The 22,075-nt window shown below is 38.3% G+C and carries 18 protein-coding genes; 10 read left to right on the forward strand and 8 right to left on the reverse strand.

Features of this window, described 5'->3' with window-relative positions; all coding sequences use genetic code 11:
- Window positions 1–57: 57 nt before the first annotated feature.
- Both DCS32_RS09170 and gldJ read right to left on the reverse strand, forming a co-directional pair.
- Window positions 58–1,332, reverse strand: coding sequence for a UDP-N-acetylmuramoyl-tripeptide--D-alanyl-D-alanine ligase (locus tag DCS32_RS09170; protein WP_108877994.1), 1,275 nt, complete (start codon window positions 1,330–1,332; stop codon window positions 58–60).
- 72 nt (window positions 1,333–1,404) lie between these two features.
- A complete protein-coding gene (gldJ, locus tag DCS32_RS09175) occupies window positions 1,405–3,066 on the reverse strand; it encodes a gliding motility lipoprotein GldJ (protein WP_108877995.1) in 1,662 nt (553 codons plus the stop codon).
- Between the two features lie 212 nt (window positions 3,067–3,278).
- Here gldJ and porU point away from each other — a divergent pair, with 212 nt between their 5' ends.
- From porU to DCS32_RS09225, 10 genes are all read left to right on the forward strand, one after another.
- Window positions 3,279–7,088 (forward strand): type IX secretion system sortase PorU, encoded by a 3,810-nt coding sequence (gene porU / locus DCS32_RS09180; protein WP_108877996.1) that lies wholly within the window; start codon window positions 3,279–3,281, stop codon window positions 7,086–7,088.
- A gap of 45 nt (window positions 7,089–7,133) precedes the next feature.
- On the forward strand, window positions 7,134–8,327 hold the full coding sequence (gene porV, locus DCS32_RS09185) for a type IX secretion system outer membrane channel protein PorV (RefSeq protein ID WP_108879271.1): 1,194 nt from the start codon (window positions 7,134–7,136) through the stop codon (window positions 8,325–8,327).
- 31 nt (window positions 8,328–8,358) lie between these two features.
- Window positions 8,359–8,841 carry a cytidine deaminase gene (locus DCS32_RS09190; protein WP_108877997.1) on the forward strand — a complete coding sequence of 161 codons (483 nt, stop codon included), beginning with the start codon at window positions 8,359–8,361 and terminating at the stop codon, window positions 8,839–8,841.
- 209 nt (window positions 8,842–9,050) lie between these two features.
- Entirely contained in the window at window positions 9,051–10,049 is a 999-nt protein-coding gene (gene pdhA, locus DCS32_RS09195) for a pyruvate dehydrogenase (acetyl-transferring) E1 component subunit alpha (protein ID WP_035334484.1), read from the forward strand.
- Window positions 10,050–10,052: 3 nt separating this feature from the next.
- The gene (locus tag DCS32_RS09200) at window positions 10,053–11,741 is read left to right on the forward strand and encodes a pyruvate dehydrogenase complex dihydrolipoamide acetyltransferase (RefSeq protein WP_108877998.1); all 1,689 of its coding nucleotides are present in this window, start codon (window positions 10,053–10,055) and stop codon (window positions 11,739–11,741) included.
- A gap of 62 nt (window positions 11,742–11,803) precedes the next feature.
- The gene (locus DCS32_RS09205; protein ID WP_239057515.1) at window positions 11,804–12,799 is read left to right on the forward strand and encodes a M28 family peptidase; all 996 of its coding nucleotides are present in this window, start codon (window positions 11,804–11,806) and stop codon (window positions 12,797–12,799) included.
- Window positions 12,799–13,479, forward strand: coding sequence for an SDR family NAD(P)-dependent oxidoreductase (locus DCS32_RS09210; RefSeq protein ID WP_108878000.1), 681 nt, complete (start codon window positions 12,799–12,801; stop codon window positions 13,477–13,479). Before DCS32_RS09205 ends, DCS32_RS09210 begins: the two co-directional genes overlap by 1 nt.
- Window positions 13,480–13,514: 35 nt before the next feature.
- Entirely contained in the window at window positions 13,515–14,111 is a 597-nt protein-coding gene (locus DCS32_RS09215; RefSeq protein WP_108878001.1) for a SprT-like domain-containing protein, read from the forward strand.
- Window positions 14,112–14,116: 5 nt separating this feature from the next.
- A complete protein-coding gene (locus DCS32_RS09220) occupies window positions 14,117–15,202 on the forward strand; it encodes a mannose-1-phosphate guanylyltransferase (protein WP_108878002.1) in 1,086 nt (361 codons plus the stop codon).
- Window positions 15,202–16,692, forward strand: coding sequence for a DUF389 domain-containing protein (locus tag DCS32_RS09225; RefSeq protein WP_108878003.1), 1,491 nt, complete (start codon window positions 15,202–15,204; stop codon window positions 16,690–16,692). Before DCS32_RS09220 ends, DCS32_RS09225 begins: the two co-directional genes overlap by 1 nt.
- 102 nt (window positions 16,693–16,794) lie before the next feature.
- On the opposite strand, the gene DCS32_RS09230 is transcribed toward DCS32_RS09225, so the two are convergent.
- From DCS32_RS09230 to DCS32_RS09255, 6 genes are all read right to left on the reverse strand, one after another.
- Window positions 16,795–17,553: an ABC transporter ATP-binding protein gene (locus DCS32_RS09230; RefSeq protein ID WP_108878004.1), complete on the reverse strand. Its 759-nt coding sequence runs from the start codon at window positions 17,551–17,553 to the stop codon at window positions 16,795–16,797.
- Window positions 17,554–18,291, reverse strand: coding sequence for an MlaE family ABC transporter permease (locus tag DCS32_RS09235; protein WP_108878005.1), 738 nt, complete (start codon window positions 18,289–18,291; stop codon window positions 17,554–17,556).
- A 70-nt stretch (window positions 18,292–18,361) separates the two neighbouring features.
- On the reverse strand, window positions 18,362–19,456 hold the full coding sequence (locus DCS32_RS09240) for an alkaline phosphatase (protein ID WP_108878006.1): 1,095 nt from the start codon (window positions 19,454–19,456) through the stop codon (window positions 18,362–18,364).
- A gap of 65 nt (window positions 19,457–19,521) precedes the next feature.
- Entirely contained in the window at window positions 19,522–20,373 is an 852-nt protein-coding gene (locus tag DCS32_RS09245; protein WP_108878007.1) for a glycosyltransferase family 2 protein, read from the reverse strand.
- On the reverse strand, window positions 20,373–20,900 hold the full coding sequence (locus DCS32_RS09250) for a methyltransferase (protein WP_108878008.1): 528 nt from the start codon (window positions 20,898–20,900) through the stop codon (window positions 20,373–20,375). The genes DCS32_RS09245 and DCS32_RS09250 overlap by 1 nt, the downstream gene beginning before the upstream one ends.
- A gap of 57 nt (window positions 20,901–20,957) precedes the next feature.
- Window positions 20,958–22,016 (reverse strand): 3-oxoacyl-ACP synthase III family protein, encoded by a 1,059-nt coding sequence (locus DCS32_RS09255; RefSeq protein ID WP_108878009.1) that lies wholly within the window; start codon window positions 22,014–22,016, stop codon window positions 20,958–20,960.
- Window positions 22,017–22,075: the final 59 nt, after the last annotated feature.

Below are 22,075 nucleotides of genomic sequence, written 5' to 3' on the forward strand. Positions count from 1 at the left end.
TGATCTAGAGTTAATATTTAGAAAATCAAAAGTTATCTCTATTGAGAATCTTTGGGGTTAATTTTCTAAGAGATTTAATATTCGCTCCATTTTCATGCCTCTAGAACCTTTTATAAGTACGGTTGCGCCGGTTGGAATTTTGTTTGAGTACGCTTTCGCGAAAGCGTTATAATCTTCATAAACCTCTTGGTTCACATGAGGGGCCAAAGTGCCGAAGTCTGGACCTATTGCATACACCTGGTCAATACGAAGGTGATGCGCTAAATCTAACATCGCTTGATGCTCTGCTTTTGAAGTGACCCCTACTTCAAACATATTACCTATGAACGCAATGGTCGTAGTGGTTGTAGTCTTTAAGTTTTCTAGAGCTGCCGCCATGCTTGTAGGGTTTGCATTATATGCGTCTAGAATTATGCTATATGAATCTTTCTTTATGATTTGAGAGCGATTATTTGCAGGTATGTATTTTTCAATTCCTGACTTAACCTGATCAATAGATAGGTCAAAATAAGTACCCATCGCAATAGCTACGGCAATATTTGTATAGTTATAGATGCCTATGAGTTGGCTATTAATAGCAGTTTCCTTAAACGAGAGTTTGAGACTCTCAGACCCATTTACTAAGCTGATAGGGTAGTTACTTTCTGTAGAGCCAAATGTTTGTAAAGTAATGCCAGTAGCTTTTTCCACTTGTAGCTTGTCTGTGTCGTTTATAAAAGCCATTTCTTCATTATCTCTAAGGTAATTATAAAGCTCACTTTTACCTTTTATAACACCTTCAAACCCTCCGAAACCTTCAAGGTGAGCTTTTCCAAAGTTTGTGATGTAGCCAAAGTTAGGTTGGGCAATCTCACATAGCATTGCAATTTCGCCTTGATGGTTTGCACCCATTTCTACAATGCCTATCTCTGTAGTGGTGTCCATAGATAAGAGGGTAAGCGGTACTCCTATGTGGTTGTTGAGGTTTCCTTTAGTAGCTACGGTTACGTACTTCTCAGAAAGGACTGCGTTTATAAGCTCCTTAGTAGTTGTTTTTCCATTACTTCCAGTAAGACCTATAATAGGTAAGTTGAGATAATTACGGTGGTAATTTGCTAGTTGTTGTAGTGTTTTAAGGGCGTTATCTACAAGAACAGTATAATCATCTTCATATTCCTTTTCATCAATCACTGCGAGCCTAGCGCCATCTAATAATGCTTGTTTTGCAAACTTGTTGCCATTAAAATTATCTCCTTTTAGAGAGATGTAAATCTGATTTTTTTGTAGAGATCTTGTGTCAGTACAAACTCCGTTACTGTTTAAAAAATGGAAGTGTAGCTCTGCAATGGTCATAATGATAGTGAAGTTTTAATATGAAAAAAGCCCTCGTAAGAGGGCTTTTAAAAATACTGTAAAAAGAGAATGTTATCTAGCTCTTTTACCTGTTTTTGATTTTGATCCCACCCTTGACATAGCACAACGGAAACCAATATCGTCTGAGGCCATTCCTTGTGGAAGGAATCTTCTTTGTGCTGGATCTAACCAGTATGCTCTATCTCTCCAAGAACCTCCTTTGTAAACACGTACTTCGTCATTTACTAATGATGTTCTATTGTTAGACTCGTCATAACGACGGTCCATTTTTCCTGCGCTATCTCTCTCTACTTTATGTTGAGGAGCGTTGTACATATTTTTTCCTGAATCTGGATTATCTACATCTTCATTAAAAGATTCAAAATATCTTGTAGATCTTCTGTCACCATCTCTAAAGTTACGGTTGTCACTTGTAGAGAATTGTGTTCTTAAATAAGTCTCATCTTCATCTACAGGCACTTGAAGGATTTCTCCAGGTAAATCTCTAGCGATAATACTTCCATTTGCTAGTGTGTCATATACAATAGAATCTACAGTAACGATTTTTACTTTACCATCTTCTCCTATAGCGTTTTTTGTATATACGTTACCTCTGTAGTAGTTAAAGTCGTTAAACTCATCATCCACAATAGGACGATAAACATCTGCAACCCACTCAGAAACGTTTCCAGCCATGTCGTAAACACCAAAATCGTTAGGCTCATAGCTTTTTACTTCTGCAGTAATATCTGCATTATCATCAGACCATCCAGCGATACCACCGTAATCTCCATCTGCTTGTTTAAAGTTTGCTAAATGATCTCCACGCGTGCGGCGATCTGAAGATCTTGTGTAAGATCCATCCCAAGGATATTTCTTACGACCACGGTATACATTGTAGCTTCTTAATTCTGTAAGACCAAGAGCTGCATATTCCCACTCTGCTTCTGTAGGTAGTCTGTACTTAGGAAGAAGTATTCCATCAGTACGTTGTACAAAAATATTTGTACTATCATTTTGCTTCATACGACGTTCACTAGAACGACCACCTCTTGCAAGGCTATCGCTTCCACCATACGTAAGTGTTGGAGCATTTAAATAAGTTTCTGTGTCAAAAGTTGAACCAGCATCTACATCAAAACGAGCGCCTCTTGCAGTATAACCTTGTTCTTCTAGAATAAGTTCATTTACTCTGTTTGATCTCCAGTTTGCATATTCTACGGCTTGAATCCAGCTTACACCTACCACAGGGTAGTTTGCATATGCTGGGTGACGAAGGTAGTTTTCTGTCATAGTTTCATTAAAACCAAGACGATTTCTCCATACTAACGTATCAGGTAGTGCACCTTTGTAAATGTTGCGGTAATTTTCTTCTTCTGGAGGAAATACTTTCTTTAAGTAATCTAGGTATTCTAGATACATTCCGTTAGTAACCTCAGTTTCATCTATATAAAAAGATTGGACGTGTTGCTGGTTTGGAGAGTTATTCCAGTCATGCATCACATCATCTTGTACCTTACCCATGGTAAAAGTACCGCCTTCTACAAACACAAGACCAGGTCCAGTAGCCTGTTCTTCGTAGTCTGTTTTAAGCTTAAAACCTCCGTTTTTACCGTCGACTTTCCAGCCTGTTCCTCTAGAACTGTCTTTGTAATCGTTTGATTTGCTACAACTTGCGACTGTAATCGAAATCACGGCAAGTGCCAGCATTTTTAATGCAAAGTGTAGTTTCATAGGTAATTATGTTCAATGTATTTGGGATTGCAAGATAGTAATAACTCGTTAAAGTGCAAGCATTTTACGATGTCGAGCCCAAAAAAAATTCGTTGGTTATGGTTAACTCATTAGTAACGGCGCTATTTATTCTTTATTATTGTCTTAAGTAAAAAAACTACAGTACAACTATAAGTTAATAATAAGCCACACAGGCTTTCGTTATCCTACTAATGAAAACGTTACTCTCACTATTTTTAATATTTATAGGGATTTGCACATCTGCTCAGTCAGAGCAAATGGTTATAAACTGGGAAGGTGCTTTAAAAATTACCCAGAGAGGTAGTGCTCTAGAAGTAATGAATCTCGTGGTAAATGACCAAGGTGAGTATACATACAGTATGCAGTGGGATGCTAGAAGTGCAATTGATCCCCAATCTTCAAAATTTGTAAATGTAAAATTAGAGACTGTTCCCCAGTCTTGGCTCAATGCCATTGATAGAAAGCAATTATCTTCAGAGGTTAGCTATCAATTTCATACATCTAAAGCACGTAATACATATTATAGCGTATTAGAGATTTCACCTTTCATAAAAAAGAACGGTCAGGTGATGAGAGTGATCTCTGGTGATGTGATGTTCGCTTTCGCGAAAGCGCAACAACTACAACGAGCGCCTCTTGTAGTAAGTAATTCATTATTGGCTACTGGAGATTACTATAAATTTTACGTTGAGGAATCTGGAATACATGCAATCAATAGAAGTTTTTTACAGAGTTTAGGGGTTGATGTAAATGGAATTAATCCTGAGCAGATAAAAGTGTATGGTTATGGAGGTTCTCCTTTGCCATTGCGTAATAGCGATAATGAGAATTTTGACCTTAGAGAAATTCCTATTCAGGTAGTAGGAGGTAGTGATGGAACTTTTGATAATGATGATAGGATTCTCTTTTATGGCGAGAGTACAAGAAAATATCACGAAGAGTTAGATACTCATATTAATCCATACGAAGACAGATCGTATTACTATATAACAGTTGATGGTGTAAACGGTAGGCGTGTGAGTCCTTATATAGCGCCATCTGGAGCTGCGGTTATCACATATGATACATATAAGGACTATCAATTTCATGAGGAGGATGACAATAGTCTAGTTAAGATAGGTAGGCGCTGGTTTGGAGAGCGATTTAGTTTTGAGAACGAACAATCTTTTGATTTTAATTTTGAGAATGCAGTCCCAGGACAAACAGCGACCTTACGAGTAGAAGTCGCAGCAACGTCAGAAAGTGTAACATCTTTTGATGTACTCGTTAATGGTGCTTCTGTGGGGTCTGTAAATATTCTTGCAATTAGTGACATTGTGCTAGCTAGAGGTGGTTCTCTTAATGTAGAGGTGCCTGTGTCAGGTAGTGAGATGGTTGTAACGCTTGTATATAACAATAACGGAAACCCATCTAGTGTGGGATATCTTGATTTTATAAGTCTCGATGTAGACTCACAATTAAATGGTACTGGAAATCAATTTACCTTTAGTAATCCAGATGCAGGTATGCAGTCAGGAGTAGGCGCGTATTCATTAAGTAATATACAAGGTTATACTCAAATCTGGGATATAACAAATCAAACCGAAATAAGAGCTTTGGAGCTAGATGGTGAGCAGAATATCTCTTTCAAAAGTTTACTAGGAACAGAAAAATTATTTGTGGCAGTGCACCCATCTGATTATTTGACACCTTTACGCGAAAGCGGAAATACTCAGTTGTCTAATCAAAATTTGAAAGGGACTATTTTTCAAAACAATAGTGGTGATTTTGAAGATGTGGATTACTTAATGATTACAGGTAATACATTATTGTCCCAGGCAGAGCGTCTTGCTCAGCATAATAGAAATTTTAGAGGACTTAATGTAAAGACAGTTACACTTGAGCAAATTTATAATGAGTTCGGAGGCGGTAAAGCGGATATAGGAGCGATTAGAAACTTTATAAAATATGTTTATGATAATGCATCCTCAGACGCTGGAAGATTAAAATATGTATGCCTTTTTGGCGATACTTCGGTTGACTATAAAAATCGTATTTCAGGGAATAATAATGTCATGCCTACTTATCAAACGTTTGATAGTTTTAGTCTAGTGCGTTCTTTTATGAGTGATGATTTTTATGGCTCATTAGATCCATCTGAAGGAACAATGATTGCGTCTGATAAGTTAGATGTAGCTGTAGGAAGAATTATTGCCGATTCGCCTAGTCTTGCCTCCACGGTTGTTGATAAAATTATTAATTACGATGCTCGTGAGTCTTATGGTCGCTGGCGTAATAATTTTGTGCTGGTATCTGACGATGTAGATGAGGTTTTTGAATTTGCTCAGTTGCAAGGTACTTTAGATGATCTTGGTGATCAAATAAGTGTAGAGAAGCCTTTTGTGAATGTTATAAAAATACATAGTGATGCATTCCAGCAGCAATCGTCTGCCGGTGGAGATAGATATCCTCAAGTAAACGAAGCTATTGAAAATGCCGTTGAGGTAGGTTCGCTTGTGTTGACGTATCTAGGTCATGGAGGTGAAGAACTTCTCGCAGCCGAAGCTATAGTGACACAAAACGAAATTAATAACCTAGATAATGGCGCACGCTTACCGTTAGTAGTTACAGTTACATGCGAGTTTGGAAAATTTGACAATCCTGAACGTCCTACGGGAGGAGAAGCATTGTTTTGGAATGCCGATGGTGGAGCAGTAGGTCTGGTGACGACTACGAGAGAAATCACAGTAACCCTGGGAGTTAACTTTAATAACTCATTAGTAGAGCAGTTGTTTTCCTTTGGTACAAACGAAGTAAAAAGTGTAGCCGAGAATATTAGAGCTTCAAAAAATGGAATATCAGATCCACTACGTAGAGTGATTTTCTTTGTAGGCGATCCTGCCATGAAACTTGCATTTCCTAAACCAGACATACAGTTGTCTGCAATTAATGATGTGCCTGTTGGGACCGAGCTTCCTGTGTTAAAGGCACTCGATCTTGTTAAAGTAAATGGTCGTGTTACCTCACAAGGAGGTCAAACACTTACAGACTATAACGGTACACTCGCGGTAACTCTATATGATAAACGTATAGATAGACAGACGCTGGGTAATGATGGTGTAGTAATAGGTGGAGAGCTCGCAATTATGGATTTTACAACACTGGGTGCTATTCTTTATAGAGGGCAGGCGTCTGTGATAAATGGTAATTTTGAATTTAGCTTTAGAATGCCTAGAGATACTGCAATACCACTAGGTAATGGTCGTCTCAATTTTTATTCAGAACGATTAGGAGTATTAGAAGATCAGACAGGTGTAGATGAAACTATCATTATAGGAGGTCTCAACGAGAATGCCCCAGAAGATAACCTAGGTCCTAGGATTAAATTATTTATGAATGATGAAAACTTTGTAAATGGAGGTATCACAAACGACTCTCCTATTATACTTGCAAAGCTAGAAGATGAAAACGGGATTAATACAGCTAGTGGGATAGGTCATGATATTGTGGCAGTAATAGATGGTGACGAGACGAATCCTATTATAATGAATGACTTTTATGAGACAGAGGTGGATGACTTTATGAAAGGGACTGCTGCTCGTAAGATTAGAAATTTAGAGCCTGGACCACATACATTATCATTCAAGGCTTGGGATGTATATAATAATTCATCTACGGCAGAGCTGCAGTTTGTGGTGCTGGGAGATGAAGAGTTAGAACTCGAAAATGTGCTTAATTATCCTAATCCGTTCGTAAATTATACAGAATTTTGGTTCAATCACAATCGTCCTTTTGAGCCTCTTGATGTACAGGTTCAAATTTTTACGGTAAGTGGTAAAGTGGTGAAAACCATTAATCAAACGGTAGTGACAGAAGGGTTCTTGTCACGTTCAATTACGTGGGATGGTCTTGATGATTTTGGTCAAGCTATCGGAAAAGGAGTATATGTGTATAAGATAACTGTTAAATCTACGTTAACTAACAAGCGGGTCGAGAAAATAGAGAAGCTCGTTATCCTCTAATCATAATCATAGAAAAGTCTATATTTGTTTTAAATGCCTCAACATATGAATAAAGTTTTTACATTATTAGGAGTAGTTTTTTGTAGCGTGTTTGCTACTAGCGTTCAAGCTCAAGATCAACCTAATACTATTACAACGGCAGTACCATTCTTAGTAATAGCGGCCGATGCTCGCGCTGCTGGTATGGGAGAGCAAGGAGTTGCCACAAGTCCAGATGCTTATGGAGTGCAATGGAATCCTGCAAAACTAGCATTCCTGCCTAATCAACATAATGTAGGTATTAACTATACACCTTACTTAGGTAACTTAGTAAATGATATAGGGATACTTCAAGCAGTATATGCAAATCGCATTGATGATCGTAGTGCTTTTGCAGCTAGCATAAGATATTTTAGTCTGGGTACTATTAATACACGAAACGATGCTCAAGATCCAGGTCTTGATGTAAAACCTAATGAATTTGCAATTGATGCAACCTATGCACTTAAGCTTGATGATCAATTCTCTATGGCTGTATCTGGGCGTTTCTTACAAAGTAACTTACGTATACAGCAGTTAGATCAATTTGCAGACGCAAGTCCTGCTAGTTCTTTTGGAGTAGATATCTCAGGATATTACCAGTCTGAAGAGCAGGTGTATAGCAATTTTGATGGTAGATGGAGAGCAGGTTTTAATATTTCAAACATAGGGCCTAAAATCAAGTATGATGATGCTGGACAAGAAAATTTTATCCCAACTAACCTAAAGTTAGGTGGAGGATTTGATTTTATATTAGATAGTTATAATAAGATTTTTGTAGGTCTTGAATTTAATAAATTATTGGTGCCTACGCCACCTATTCGTGGTCGAGCAGACACTAATGGTGATGGAGAAATCACGCAAGATGACGACGTCGTGATCCTAGCTGGTCAAGATGATGATGTAAATTTCTTCTCAGGAATCTTTCAGTCTTTTGGTGATGCGCCAGATGGATTTAGTGAAGAGCTTAAGGAGGTTACTTGGTCTCTTGCTACAGAGTATACTTATAACGATGTTTTTGCGTTGAGAGCTGGTTATTTTAACGAAAGTGATATCAAAGGAGCTCGTAAATTTGCGACACTAGGAGCAGGTTTTGAGTTTAACGCTATTGATGTGGATCTTTCTTATCTTTTCTCTACAGGATCTGTAATTAGTCCTTTGGAAAGTACGCTCCGTTTTGGACTTACATTTCATTTTGGTGATGAGTACGACGAGTATTAAAACATGATATTTGCGAAAGCGAAAAAAGCTTATGAAAAAAATAAAAATTGAATCGTTTCTAGATGTGTACCCTTCAAAAGATGCACTTCCAGAAGCGATTTTATCATTAATGGATGCTGCTTTTGAAGCAAGAGAAAAGGCGTATGCACCATATTCAGACTTTTTAGTAGGAGCTGCATTGCTTCTAGATAATGGAGTTGTAGTTACTGGTAATAATCAAGAAAATGCCTGCTATCCTGGCGGTTTGTGTGCAGAGCGTACGGCTATTTTTTATGCATCTTCACAATATCCTGATGCTGTAATGGTGTCAATGGCAATCACCGCGAGAGCAAAGGATAAGGAAACCACGGTGCCTATTCCGCCATGTGGTATCTGTAGACAAGCAATTGCAGAGTACGAAATAAAGCAGAAGTCACCTATCTCACTCTATTTTATGGGCGAGCGAGGAGAAGTTTTAAAGAGTGATTCTTTAGAAAATATACTTCCACTCCTTTTTACTGCAAAATATCTATAGTATCTGTTGGCGCTAGTTTAGGTCATTTTGGTATCATAAAGTAAGCCGTTGTTTTTGTGTTAAGTACGCTTTCGCGAAAGCTTAAAAAATCTATTATAAATCTACGAAACCGTTTGCGTAACTTTTCCTTGTATTCAATTTTACCATATCTTCTTAATTGGTTATTTTTGTTACTCGCTCAAAAACGTGCGGCATTTATACGCTTTTAAATGAAAAAGATCACCAAAGAAACATACCTTAATTGGTACGAGGAAATGCTCTTCTGGCGCAAGTTTGAAGATAAGCTAGCTCAAGTATATATACAGCAGAAAGTCCGCGGATTTCTTCACCTATATAATGGTCAAGAAGCAATCCTTGCAGGTTCATTACATGCAATGGATTTATCTAAGGATAAAATGATAACTGCATACCGTAATCATGTACAACCTATAGGTATGGGAGTAGATCCTAAACGTGTGATGGCAGAGTTGTTTGGAAAAGCAACTGGTACTTCACAAGGTCTAGGAGGTTCTATGCATATTTTTTCTCGTGAGAAAGGATTTTATGGAGGTCACGGGATTGTAGGAGGACAGATACCCTTAGGAGCTGGAATGGCTTTTGGAGATAAGTATAATAAAACTGGAGCGGTAACACTTTGTTATTTTGGAGATGGTGCAGCTCGTCAAGGATCTTTACATGAAACGTTTAACATGGCAATGCTCTGGAAACTTCCAGTAGTATTTTGTGTTGAAAATAACGGGTATGCAATGGGAACATCTGTAGCTCGTACTGCAAACCATGAAGATATCTGGAAACTTGGATTAGGGTATGAAATGCCTTGTGGTCCTGTAGACGCTATGAATCCAGTTGCAGTAGCAGAAGCTATGGATGAAGCTATAGAGCGCGCTCGTCGTGGTGATGGCCCTACATTTTTAGAACTTAAAACATACAGATATAGAGGTCACTCTATGTCTGACGCTCAGCACTATCGTACTAAAGACGAAGTAGCGGAGTATCAAAAAATAGATCCTATTACTCAGGTTAAAGAGACTATTCTTGAAAAAGGATATGCAACTGAAGAAGAGATCAAAGTAATGGATAAACGTGTTAAATCACGTGTGGCAGAGTGTGAAAAATTTGCCGAAGAAAGTCCATTTCCAGATGTAAACGTGATGTACGATGTAGTGTACGATCAAGAAGAATATCCATTTATACCTCATAGACTTTAAATTATGGCAGAAGTAATAAACATGCCGCGTCTAAGCGACACGATGGAAGAAGGAACAGTTGCTACTTGGCTTAAAAAAGTAGGTGATAAGATAGAAGAAGGAGATATCCTTGCCGAAATCGAAACAGATAAGGCAACCATGGAGTTTGAATCTTTTAATGAAGGTGTGCTATTGCACATCGGGATTGAAGAAGGTCAAACTGCAAAAGTTGATGTGCTTTTAGCGATCATAGGTGAAGAAGGAGAAGATATTTCTGGATTATTGAATGGTGGTGACGCTTCCGCGAAAAGTGGAGAAGACGAAGCATCATCTTCTGATGAGAAAGAAGAGACTGCATCTCAAGATGAAACTAGTGAAGCATCTTCTGACGAAGAAGAATCGGCAGATGCTGGATCAGATATTCCTGAAGGAGTTGTCGTAGTGACAATGCCACGTCTTTCTGATACAATGGAGGAAGGAACAGTTGCAACTTGGTTAAAGGCTGTAGGTGATAAAGTAGAAGAAGGAGATATCCTTGCTGAAATAGAAACCGATAAGGCAACTATGGAGTTTGAATCATTCCAGTCTGGTACATTATTACATATAGGTATTAATGAAGGTGAGACAGCAAATGTTGACGAACTTCTAGCAATCATAGGCCCAGAAGGAACAGATGTTTCTGGTGTGGTAAAAAGCGGCGGAGCTACTAAAAAAGAGGCTCCAAAGAAGGAAGAAAAGAAAGAAGCCCCAAAAGCTGAAAAGAAGGCAGATGCTCCAAAGGCAGCGCCTAAGAAAGAGAATAATACAAACTCTGCTTCTGGATCTTCAAAACCTGCAACAAACACTAATGGAGGACGCATATTTGTGTCTCCACTAGCAAAGAAAATTGCAGACGAGAAAGGAATTAATCTTTCTCAAGTAAAAGGATCTGGAGAAAACGGACGTATCGTAAAGAGTGATGTAGAAAACTTCACACCTAGCGCTAGTCAATCTTCGGGAGCTGGAGTGCAGCAATTTGTTGCAACTGGAGAAGAGAGCTTTGAGGAAATTGAAAATTCTCAAATGCGTAAAGCAATCGCTCGCGGACTTGGTAAATCTAAATTTACAGCGCCGCATTACTACTTGAACGTTGAGTTCAACATGGAGAATATGATGAGCTTCCGTAAGCAGTTTAACGCATTACCAGACACAAAAGTTTCTTTTAATGATATGATTATTAAGGCAACGTCTATCGCTTTAAAGCAGCATCCTCAAGTAAACTCTCAGTGGTTTGATGATAAGATGCGCCTTAATCACCATGTGCATATTGGTGTGGCAGTAGCAGTACCTGACGGTCTCGTTGTTCCTGTAGTAGAATTTGCAAATGAAAAGTCATTACAGCAAATTAATGCTGAGGTTAAAGTACTAGCTGGAAAGGCTCGTGATAAAAAACTTACGTTACCAGAAATGGAAGGTTCTACCTTTACAATTTCAAATCTAGGAATGTTTGGTATCACAGATTTTACATCTATTATCAATCAGCCTAACTCTGCAATCCTATCTGTAGGAGCAATTGTAGAGAAGCCTGTAGTAAAAGATGGAAAGCTTGCTGTAGGACATACTATGAAGCTTACGCTTGCTTGTGATCACCGTACAGTAGATGGTGCAACTGGCGCACAGTTTTTACAAACGCTTAAAACGTACATTGAAAACCCAGTCTTGATGCTGGCGTAGTCAATAATAAATATAGAATGATAAACCCACGCAACTGCGTGGGTTTTTTTATCTTTAGCTTTATGAAAAATATATTAGTATTAGTAGGAGCCCTTGTCTTAGTGGGCTGTGGGTCGCCAGCTCCCTTGGTAGGTGTAAAGGGTGAAAACGTGAGTACTGCACCAGCGAGCCAAGTAACGATGGTGATGCCAGACATCAAAAACATGAAGTCTGTGAAGAGTACGATGGAGTTTCTAGCTTCAGATGAGCTTCAAGGTCGTGATACAGGAAGTAAAGGAATTGAGATGGCTGCGCAGTTTATAGAAGCTCGCTTTAAGGATGCTGGGATTAAGCCCTATTTTGAAAATTACCGTGATCCATTTGAAGTTAATGGTGTTGAGGCATTTAATATTGTAGGTGTGATTGAGGGAAATGATCCTAAGCTCAAGGATGAGGTTATAATCATAGGCGCACATTATGATCATATTGGTACCGCAAAAGCCGTTGGTGATGATACCATTGCAAACGGAGCAAATGACAATGCTGCTGGTACAACTACAGTGCTTGCTCTTACAGACTATTTTACTAAAGCAAAGACTAATAAACGTACTATTATATTTACACTATACTCTGCCGAGGAAAAAGGACTTTTAGGGTCAAAAGACTTGTCTAGTAGACTTAAAGCCGCTGGTATCGATCTTTATACGATGATCAGCATTGAGATGGTGGGAGTGCCTATGGTAAGTAAAGATCACTCGTTATATGCTTCTGGATATGAGAAATCTAACTTTGCAGAGAAATTTAATGAGTATGCTGGAGAGAAAGTCATTGGATTCCTTCCAAAAGCTAAAGAATTTAACCTCTTTAAGCGTAGCGATAATTATCCGTTTTTCTTAGACTTCAATGTTCCTGCCCACACGATTTCTTCTTTTGACTTTACAAACTATGACCATTACCATGGCGTAGGTGATGAGGCAGATAAAATGGATATTGATTTTATGGAAGGTCTTATTAAGAAGCTAATCCCAGGTATCACTGGAATGGCAAATAGTCCGAGTAAGGAGATTAAAATGAACTAATGAAAAGAATTATAATAACAGGTACGAGCAGAGGTATAGGTTTTGAACTTGCAAAGAAATTTGCAAAAGAAGGGCATCAAGTACTCGCTCTTTCGCGAAAGCATACACCTTGTGCCGAGTTGAATTTACAGAATCTCACAGCATTCCCATTTGATATAACAGATCAATCTCACTTTAAAAAAGTGGTTGACTTTATAGAAAGTGATTGGGAAGGTGTTGACGTACTAATTAATAATGCTGGAGCATTACTCAATAAACCATTTGCCGAAACAACTGTTGCAGATTTTGAGATGGTGTATAAAGTAAACGTCTTTGGCGTTGCCGAGTTAACACGCACTGTTCTTCCATATATGACGGCTGGAGCACATGTAGTAACAGTGTCAAGTATGGGTGGAATACAAGGAAGTATGAAGTTTCCAGGTCTTGCTGCTTACAGCTCAAGTAAAGGAGCGGTTATCACTTGGAGTGAATTACTAGCTGAAGAATACAAAGAACAGGGAGTAGCATTTAATGTGCTTGCTCTTGGGGCTGTACAAACGGAAATGCTAGAAGAAGCATTGCCTGGATATGAAGCGCCGTTGACGGCTATACAAATGGCAGATTATCTGTCTAATTTTGCGTTAACAGGAAATCAATTTTACAACGGTAAAGTGTTGCAAGTTTCTGCTAGCACGCCGTAACTAGTAAGTAATTTTAAAAACGATTTATAGTTGACGTGGTAGAAGTCCTCAAGAAATATATCCCTGAAAGAGCTGCCGCTCCAGTTTTTGCATTAATAAAGGAGCATGCTGTTTATCTCAAGATTGTAAATGAGCGGGTAACAAGGCACGGAGATTATAGAATACTGGCAGATGGACAGCACCAAATCACAATAAACGTAAGTCTCAATCAATACAGATTTTTAGTCACTTTAGTTCATGAGATTGCGCACTTAGTTGCTTTTAAAAAGTATGGTAGAGCGATAAAACCTCATGGTAAAGAATGGAAACATACGTTTCAATTCTTGATGTTACCCTTTATAAGGCCAGAGATTTTCCCATCAGATTTATTACCATACCTAGCAAGACATTTTAAAAATCCTAAGGCGAGTAGTGATACAGATGCTCACCTTTCGGTTGCGCTAAAGAACTATGATCCACCTAGTAATAAAAATTATATATTTGAGCTACCCATGGGATCTACATTCCAAATTTACAATGGGAAAATATTTAAAAAAGGAAAAAAACGTGTAAAACGTTATGAATGCATAGAGGTAAGTACAGGTAGAACATATCTATTTCAGCCTAACGCAGAGGTAGACATTATAGATTAAATATTATGGAAAATACTAAGAATTATTACGCATTGTTAATGGCAGGAGGAGTAGGTTCAAGGTTTTGGCCTGTGAGTACTCAGGCTTTTCCAAAGCAGTTTCATGATATGCTAGGCACCGGGGAAACTTTGTTGCAAAAAACATTCAATCGTCTAGCTAAGATTGTTCCGGAAGATCAAATTTTAATACTTACAAATACAGATTATAATGGTCTTGTAAAGGAGCAACTGCCTACTATAAAACAAAAAAATATTGTACTTGAGCCTGCAATGCGCAATACGGCGCCTTGTATACTTCTTTCTGCCTTAAAGGTGGAAAAGGAAAATCCCGATGCGGTGATGGTCGTAGCTCCTAGTGATGCGTGGATAGAAGATGAAGATGCCTTTGTAGAAGATCTTCAGAAAGCTTTTGATGCAGCTCAACAACAAGAAACTATAGTCACTTTAGGCATACAGCCTAGCTTTCCAAATACGGGTTACGGTTACATAAATTATGATAAAAGTGATAACGCTTTCGCGAAAGCGGTAAAACGTTTTACAGAAAAACCCGATTATCCAACCGCTAAGGAATTTGTAGTAAGTGGAGAATATCTCTGGAATGCGGGCATGTTTATATGGAGTGTAAAAACGGTAGTAAACAGTTTTAAATCTTTTTTGCCAGAAATGTACAGCTTACTCAATGAGGGTAATGCAGTGTATAATCTGCCAGAAGAGCAAGATTTCATAAATGAGGTGTATCCAAAAGCAGAGAATATAAGTATCGATTTTGGAGTGATGGAGAAGCATCAAAATGTAAAAGTGGTTCCGGCGACTTTTGACTGGAATGACCTAGGTACTTGGGGATCTCTCTATGATAAAATGGAGGGAGATTCTGGAAAAGATGCCGTGGTAAATGCGCGCATAATTGCAACAAATACCTCAGGAAACATCATTAGAACTGCTAGTAATAAAGTGGTAGTAGTAGACGGACTTAAAGATTATATTATCGTCGAAAAAGAAGATGTTCTCGTTATTGTGCCTAAAAGCAAGGAGCAAGACATCAAAGAAATACGCAATGAGGTGCAGTCTAAATTTGGTAATAACTTAGGATAGTGGAAAACAAAGATAATATAGGGGCAAATCCAGATCCAAAGCCCAGCGAACTCAATATTGATCCAAACGAGGATATGAGAGATGAGGCAAAGGGTCTCTGGGAAAGTATAAAGGAATTTTTAAGTGATCTTCTTGACATTAGAGAAGATACAGATCGATCTACCACGGTAGAGGCTATTCGTAAAGACATACCTTTTAAGGGTCATAACGCTTGGATCCTTATTTTTTCCATTTTTGTTGCGAGTATTGGACTCAATGTAAGTAGTACCGCTGTAGTAATAGGCGCCATGCTTATAAGTCCGCTCATGGGACCTATCGTGGGTATAGGGCTTTCTATAGCTATAAATGACGCTATCATGATGAAGCGATCATTTGTAAACCTAGCAGTGATGATAGTGCTAAGTGTGCTTACGGCTACCTTATATTTTAGTTTATCACCGGTTAAAGAAGTAACGCCAGAATTAATGGCGCGTACTTGGCCTACTATATTAGATGTGTTTATTGCAATTTTTGGTGGTCTTGCGCTTATTGTTGCTAAGACAAAATCAGGTACTATTGCTAGTGTGATCTTTGGAGTTGCAATTGCTACTGCCTTAATGCCACCACTGTGTACTGTGGGTTACGGTCTGTCTCAATCCATTATAGGCAACAGTGAGGGGCTTTATTGGGCGTTAGGAGCATTATATCTTTTCTCTATTAATGCCGTGTTCATCGCGCTTGCTACATTTACAGTGTCAAAACTTCTTAAGTTTCCGCTGGTTAAATATGCTAATCAAAAAAATAGAAAGCGTACAACGCGTATGGCAACACTTATTGCTATACTTGTCTTAGTACCTAGTGTGTGGACTTTCTTGAGATTGCTCAATCAGCAAATATTTATAACTAAAGCCAAGGCTTTTGTAACAAATACAATCAAGTATGAAGGAGCCGAAATTGTAAAGGAAACCGATAATCCAGAGAAGAGACGTATTGACCTTTATCTAATAGGTAAACTAGTGCCGCAAAATCTCATTGCTCAATGGGAGGATGAGTTTAAAAAGACCGAAGATTGTGAGAATTGTACCCTAGTCGTACATCAAGGTGCAGATCAAAGTGGCGAACTCGCAGCAAGATTAAGTACAGAGGTACGCTCTGGTATTCTTGAAGATCTATATGTAAAAAATCAAGAAGCAATGACTTCTAAGGATGAGCAAATTCGTCTTCTTGAGAATGAGGTGACCCAACTTCGAGGGACAGCATTACCATTTGCATCTATGCGTAATGAGGCAAAGATAAATTATGATGGGCTTAAACGATTTGGTTATGCTACGGAGATTACTACAGATTTTTCTGGAGGTATTGATACCTTAACGGTAGTTCGAGTAGAGTGGGCAGATAGCTTGTCCCAAAGCGTAAGAAATAAACAGCAGCAAAAACTAGGGCAATGGATAAAAGAGCGTTTTAGTCTCGATACCGTAGTTGTGAATGGTAATGTTTGGAGAAAGAAATAACATCGCTGTTCTTTACTATGTAAGACAGTTTCTTAAATGCCTAGGTGTAATTTTTTAAAGCAGTGTGATGCTATAAGTGGCGCTTTCGCGAAAGCGCAACATTTAAGAGTTTTGTGCTTCTCTTACCATTTTAAATAGGTTTGAGGAGTACACAAAATTTGTAACGTCTTTATTATCTGTTTTAAAGATTTCATCTTTGGTTCCTTCCCAGGCTAAGTGGCCTTTCTGAAGGTACACAATATGATCTCCTATTTCCATCACAGAATTCATATCATGCGTATTGATGATGGTTGTAATATCTTGCTCTATGGTAATCTCTCTAATAAGATTGTCAATTACGGTAGCAGTATTAGGATCTAGTCCAGAGTTAGGCTCATCACAAAAAAGATATTTTGGATTGTTTACAATAGACCTGGCGATGGCTACACGTTTTTGCATTCCCCCAGATATTTCTGAAGGTAACTTATGGTTTGCATTCTCTAGATTCACACGGTTGATGACCACATTTGCTCTTTCAATGCGTTCCTTCTTTTTCATCTTAGTAAACATCTTGAGCGGGAAAGCGATGTTTTCTTCCACAGTCATTGAGTCAAACAAGGCGCTGCCTTGAAAAACCATCCCTATCTGTTCTCTAAGATCACGTTGGTGTTCATCATCAAGTTCTGAGTATGGATTGCCATCGTAGATTATTTGTCCGCTGTCGGGCTTAAAAAGGCCTAACATAGTTTTTAAGAATACCGTTTTACCAGATCCAGATGTTCCTATAATAAGATTAGTCTTACCAGATTCAAACTTGGTTGAGAAGCCTTTTAAAACTTCGTTATCACCAAATGATTTTCGTATTTCTTTTACTTCTATCATCTAGCTTAGTAATAATTGAGTGACTATAAAGTTTACAAGAATAATGGCGACACTAGTCCATACAAAAGAAGTGGTGCTGGCTTTACCTACTTCTAGTGCTCCACCTTGCATGTAATATCCATGGTATGCAGGGATAGTTGCTAGTAAAAATGCAAATAAGAAGGTCTTAAAAAAGGCATAGAAAAGCTGAAAAGGAATAAAATCTTGCTGAAGCCCTGATAAAAAGTCATTACTAGGTGCAAAACCTCCATAAACAGCGGCTGTATATGCGCCTATAACGCCTAAAAACATGCCTATTGCGATTAGGAATGGATAGATGCACATTGCAACAATCTTAGGGAAGATTAAGTAGTTAAGAGAGTTAATCCCCATAACCTCTAGCGCGTCTATCTGTTCTGTAACGCGCATTGTTCCTATACTGGAGGTGATAAAAGATCCTACTTTTCCAGCCATAATTACTGATACGAAGGTAGGGGCAAACTCTAGTATAATAGATTGTCTTGCAGCAAACCCAATCAGTGACTTTGGTAATAACGGATTAGTAAGATTAAGCGCTGTTTGTATTGCGACAACGGCTCCTACAAAAAAAGATATAAATGCAACTATACCAAGTGAGCCTATAATCAAATCATCAATTTCTTTAAAAATAAGATCACGCAACACTCTACCCTTTGTAGGTTTTACAAAGGTGTTTTTTATCATTAAGAAATATTCACCTATAGAGTGTAGGTACGACATTGACGATGTTTAAGTGGCTAATGTAGGTATTAATACGATTGTTAAAATAGTATTTAAGATAGGTTTATGACTACTGCTGTTTTAGTAATTTCTTCATTTTGGCATGAATAGCAGTATTCTCATAAATTCCCATGAACTCAGAAGCACCAGGTCCGTAAGCAAAAACGGGTACCATAGTAGCACTGTGTCCACCTGTAGAAAATGATGGTTCGATGGTATTGTAATCTCCAGCCTTTGATGCAAGTGTAAAGCCACCGGTCTCATGATCTGCAGTTACAATAACAAGTGTGTTCCCATCTTTCTCGGCATAATCAAGCACTTGACCTATCACTGTGTCAAAGTCTATAAGTTCGCTTATTAAGTACTCACTATCATTATTATGCCCGCCCCAGTCTACTTGAGAACCTTCTACCATTAAGAAAAAACCTTTCTTATTTTGAGAAAGTTTCTTTATTCCTAGCTTAGTAGCATCATATAAAAAAGAACCACGACCCTCTAAAAATTTAGGCATCCCGCTATCTGCTAGTAAGAAGCCATAGTTTTTATCTTTCTTCATTGTTAATGCTGGATCCAGTCTGCCTAAGTGCATTTCATACCCTTTTGATTCAAGCGCTGCTACGAGGTTATTTCCGTCTTCTCTATTTTCAAAATATTTACGTCCTCCACCTGCAAAAAAATCAACGCCAGAGTTGATCATGTCTTCGGCAATCTCTAGCTCCATTTTTCTAAACTTCTGATGAGCATAAAAACTTGCAGGAGTTGCATGAGTGATGGTTGAAGTTGCTATAACACCTGTAGCAAAACCTCTTTTTTCTAAATCTTCAAGTATAGTAGGTACGGCTATGGTGTCGGTATCAACACCAATGGCTCCATTATACGTTTTTAGTCCCGTAGAAAAAGCCGTAGCTCCACTAGCAGAGTCTGTAATCAAATCACTTGCCGAAGAAGTTTTAATAAGCCCTATCGTTTTGAAACGATCATAATTAGACGGCTGCGTATTATAATATTGACTAGCAGAAATCTGGCTTAAACCAGTGCCATCTGCTATCATAAGTATAATATTCTTAGGTTTTTTGTTTTGTGCTGTACTGCTTACAGATGCACAAGATATGGTCATACCTATTACACATAGCGATAGATATTTTGATATAGACTGTATATTCATTGTAGTAAAGATTTAAGCAAAAGTAATTAATGTCTTAGTGACAATTTTAAAGATTAGGTTAAGAATTAGACACCAAGCTTAGATCTTATTCCTTTCCATCGTAAGTTTCTTATAAATGTTCCTTCTTGTGCACTCACAAGGTGATCTTTTTTAGATCGCTTTGCGCGAAAATATCCACGCAAATAATCATTAGTTAAAAGCAAGTTCCCTTTGCGATTTGCTAACTTGATTGATGCTATCAGGGTGAGCCAAAAGCCGTATCTCATTCCGTAGAATGCTTCTCCTTGTTTAAATTGTGCTGCCTTGTTGTAGGTGTTGCCTGTTGGTTTCAGGTGTTTTACATGCAGCGTGTCGTTTGTGATAACCTGCCAGTTATAATATTTTGCAAGAAGCTCGTCTATGGTGTCCCATCCCATTGCTGGTTTAAGACCGCCTATTTCTTTAAAACATTCTTTTCTATACGCTTTAAGAGCGCCGCGTATGTGGTCTTTGTTGGTTAGGTTTTCAAGAACCCAATCTCCATTTTTTTCAACATAACAAAATCCGCCAGCCATTCCGATGCGAGGATTTTTTTCAAATTCATGAGCAATGGTCTCCAGGTAATTCACAGGAAAAATAAGATCTGCGTCAAATTTGCAAAGGATGTCATAATCTTCATCGAGCGTGTTTATCCCTTTTTGAACGGCTTGTATCACTTTGCTACCAGGTAGGTGAATATCACTACTTGTGGTATTGAGGATTTCTATGAAAGAATACGCTTTCGCGAAAGCGGAAATTATCTCCTCACTATCATCTGTACTTTGGTCATTTACTATAACTACCTTTTTAGGGAGCAATGTTTGTGCAACTAAGGAGTCTAGCGTTTGTTTTATAAACTGCGCCTCATTGTGACAAGGTATGACGATGTAGAAATTCATTATGACTTGCGTTCGGCGTAAATCAAGTAATAGCGGGGAGTAATCATTCTAAGTAGTGGTCTAATTCCTACTTTCTTGACGGGATTCGTAAACTTTTCACGTTTTTTAATTTCCCAGCCCGCTTTTTCAAAAAGCCAGTCAAATTGCCAATCTTCAAACTCATGGTAATGTCTATCCCACATATCAGTCTTGGAACGATAAGCAGGGGAGAACCATAGTTTTAATGGGACGCTCGCTACTATTTTATCTGCTTTTATATCTTGCAGCACGTTAAAAGGTGCGAGTAGATGTTCAAAAATCTCAAACGCAGTAATCACCGTTGCATCTGCTTGTTGTACAGCACTCGTGTCTATATCTAGATCTTCTCCCGATGTATTTTGTACTGTATATCCTTCACGTTCCATAAAATCTACAAATGGGTTACGCACACCCAGATCAAGAATTTCCTCATTTGTGTCAGGAATTACTTCCTTGAGAAAATTGATGGTGTGTTTGTATCGTTTGTTTGGAAAAGTGTTTTCGTACACGTTTAATGATAATTTACAGTTAGTAACACATAAAAAAAGAGGGTTCTTGTCTCTTAATTAATAGCGATATACCATAGCGTTGATGTTCATACCAGCACCTACACTTGCAAAAATAACGACATCACCTTTGTTAATCTCGTGATTTTCTAGAGCTCCTTGACGTACTAAGTCAAATACCGTAGGAACCGTAGCAACTGAGCTGTTACCTAGTGTGTTTATGCTCATAGGCATAATATGTTCAGGCATTTCTAAGTCGTGAAGTTTGTAAAAACGACTTACAATAGCCTCGTCCATCTTCTCGTTTGCTTGATGGATAAATATTTTCTTAACATCTGCTATTGTACAGCCACTATTTTCAAGGCACGTTTTCATGGCTTGAGGTACTTGTGTAAGCGCAAAATTATAAATCTTGCGACCATACATTTTTATGTACTTAGTTTGCTGTTCTGCTTCTGGGTTGTATGAAGATCCGTTAAAAAGGAAATAAGCTTCATCATAGGTGAATGTAGCTGTCTCAAAAGATAAGATTCCAGTGTTGCTATCATCTTGCTCAATAATAGATGCTCCAGCACCATCACTGTAAATCATGCTATCTCTGTCGTGATCATCTACCACGCGAGAAAGCATCTCAGTACCAATAACAAGACATTTTTTTGCCATACCAGCTTTGATATATGCTTGCGCTTGAATGACACCTTCTATCCACCCTGGACACCCAAAAAGGATATCGTAAGCCACACACTTAGGGTTTTGGATACGTAAGTTGTGTTTAATACGTGATGCAAGGCTAGGAACAATATCGCTAAAGTTTGATCCCTTTTGTACATCACCATAATTGTGAGCGCAAATAATGTAGTCTAGTGTTTCAGGGTCTACTCCTGAGTCTTTAATAGCTTTTAGGGCTGCTTGCGTCCCCATGTCCGAGGATTGCATACCAGCAGGTGCATAGCGTCGTTCTGAAATACCAGTAATGGCTTTAAACTTCTCTATGATGATACCATTTTCAGATTTAATGGCAGAGCCATCCATATTCAAAAATTGATGTTTTTGAAAGTTGTCATTTTTTGTAACGACTTCTGGAATGTAGCTGCCTAAACCTGTTATCTTAATTGCCATATAGGGTATTTTGTAAGGAGGTAAAGTTAATAAAACAGAATGGGATTGCCCGATGTCAT

Source organism: Dokdonia sp. Dokd-P16 (assembly GCF_003095655.1).
In the GTDB taxonomy this organism is placed as follows: Bacteria; Bacteroidota; Bacteroidia; order Flavobacteriales; family Flavobacteriaceae; genus Dokdonia.

Coding starts and splice junctions, on each gene's coding strand:
- DCS32_RS09210 (WP_108878000.1), top strand. CDS start 12,799: ATGAAAAGAATTATAATAACAGGTACGAGCAGAGGTATAGGTTTTGAA.
- DCS32_RS09205 (WP_239057515.1), top strand. CDS start 11,804: ATGAAAAATATATTAGTATTAGTAGGAGCCCTTGTCTTAGTGGGCTGT.
- DCS32_RS09235 (WP_108878005.1), bottom strand. CDS start 18,291: ATGTCGTACCTACACTCTATAGGTGAATATTTCTTAATGATAAAAAAC.
- DCS32_RS09200 (WP_108877998.1), top strand. CDS start 10,053: ATGGCAGAAGTAATAAACATGCCGCGTCTAAGCGACACGATGGAAGAA.
- DCS32_RS09190 (WP_108877997.1), top strand. CDS start 8,359: ATGAAAAAAATAAAAATTGAATCGTTTCTAGATGTGTACCCTTCAAAA.
- porU (WP_108877996.1), top strand. CDS start 3,279: ATGAAAACGTTACTCTCACTATTTTTAATATTTATAGGGATTTGCACA.
- DCS32_RS09255 (WP_108878009.1), bottom strand. CDS start 22,016: ATGGCAATTAAGATAACAGGTTTAGGCAGCTACATTCCAGAAGTCGTT.
- DCS32_RS09240 (WP_108878006.1), bottom strand. CDS start 19,456: ATGAATATACAGTCTATATCAAAATATCTATCGCTATGTGTAATAGGT.
- gldJ (WP_108877995.1), bottom strand. CDS start 3,066: ATGAAACTACACTTTGCATTAAAAATGCTGGCACTTGCCGTGATTTCG.
- porV (WP_108879271.1), top strand. CDS start 7,134: ATGAATAAAGTTTTTACATTATTAGGAGTAGTTTTTTGTAGCGTGTTT.
- pdhA (WP_035334484.1), top strand. CDS start 9,051: ATGAAAAAGATCACCAAAGAAACATACCTTAATTGGTACGAGGAAATG.
- DCS32_RS09170 (WP_108877994.1), bottom strand. CDS start 1,332: ATGACCATTGCAGAGCTACACTTCCATTTTTTAAACAGTAACGGAGTT.
- DCS32_RS09230 (WP_108878004.1), bottom strand. CDS start 17,553: ATGATAGAAGTAAAAGAAATACGAAAATCATTTGGTGATAACGAAGTT.
- DCS32_RS09220 (WP_108878002.1), top strand. CDS start 14,117: ATGGAAAATACTAAGAATTATTACGCATTGTTAATGGCAGGAGGAGTA.
- DCS32_RS09245 (WP_108878007.1), bottom strand. CDS start 20,373: ATGAATTTCTACATCGTCATACCTTGTCACAATGAGGCGCAGTTTATA.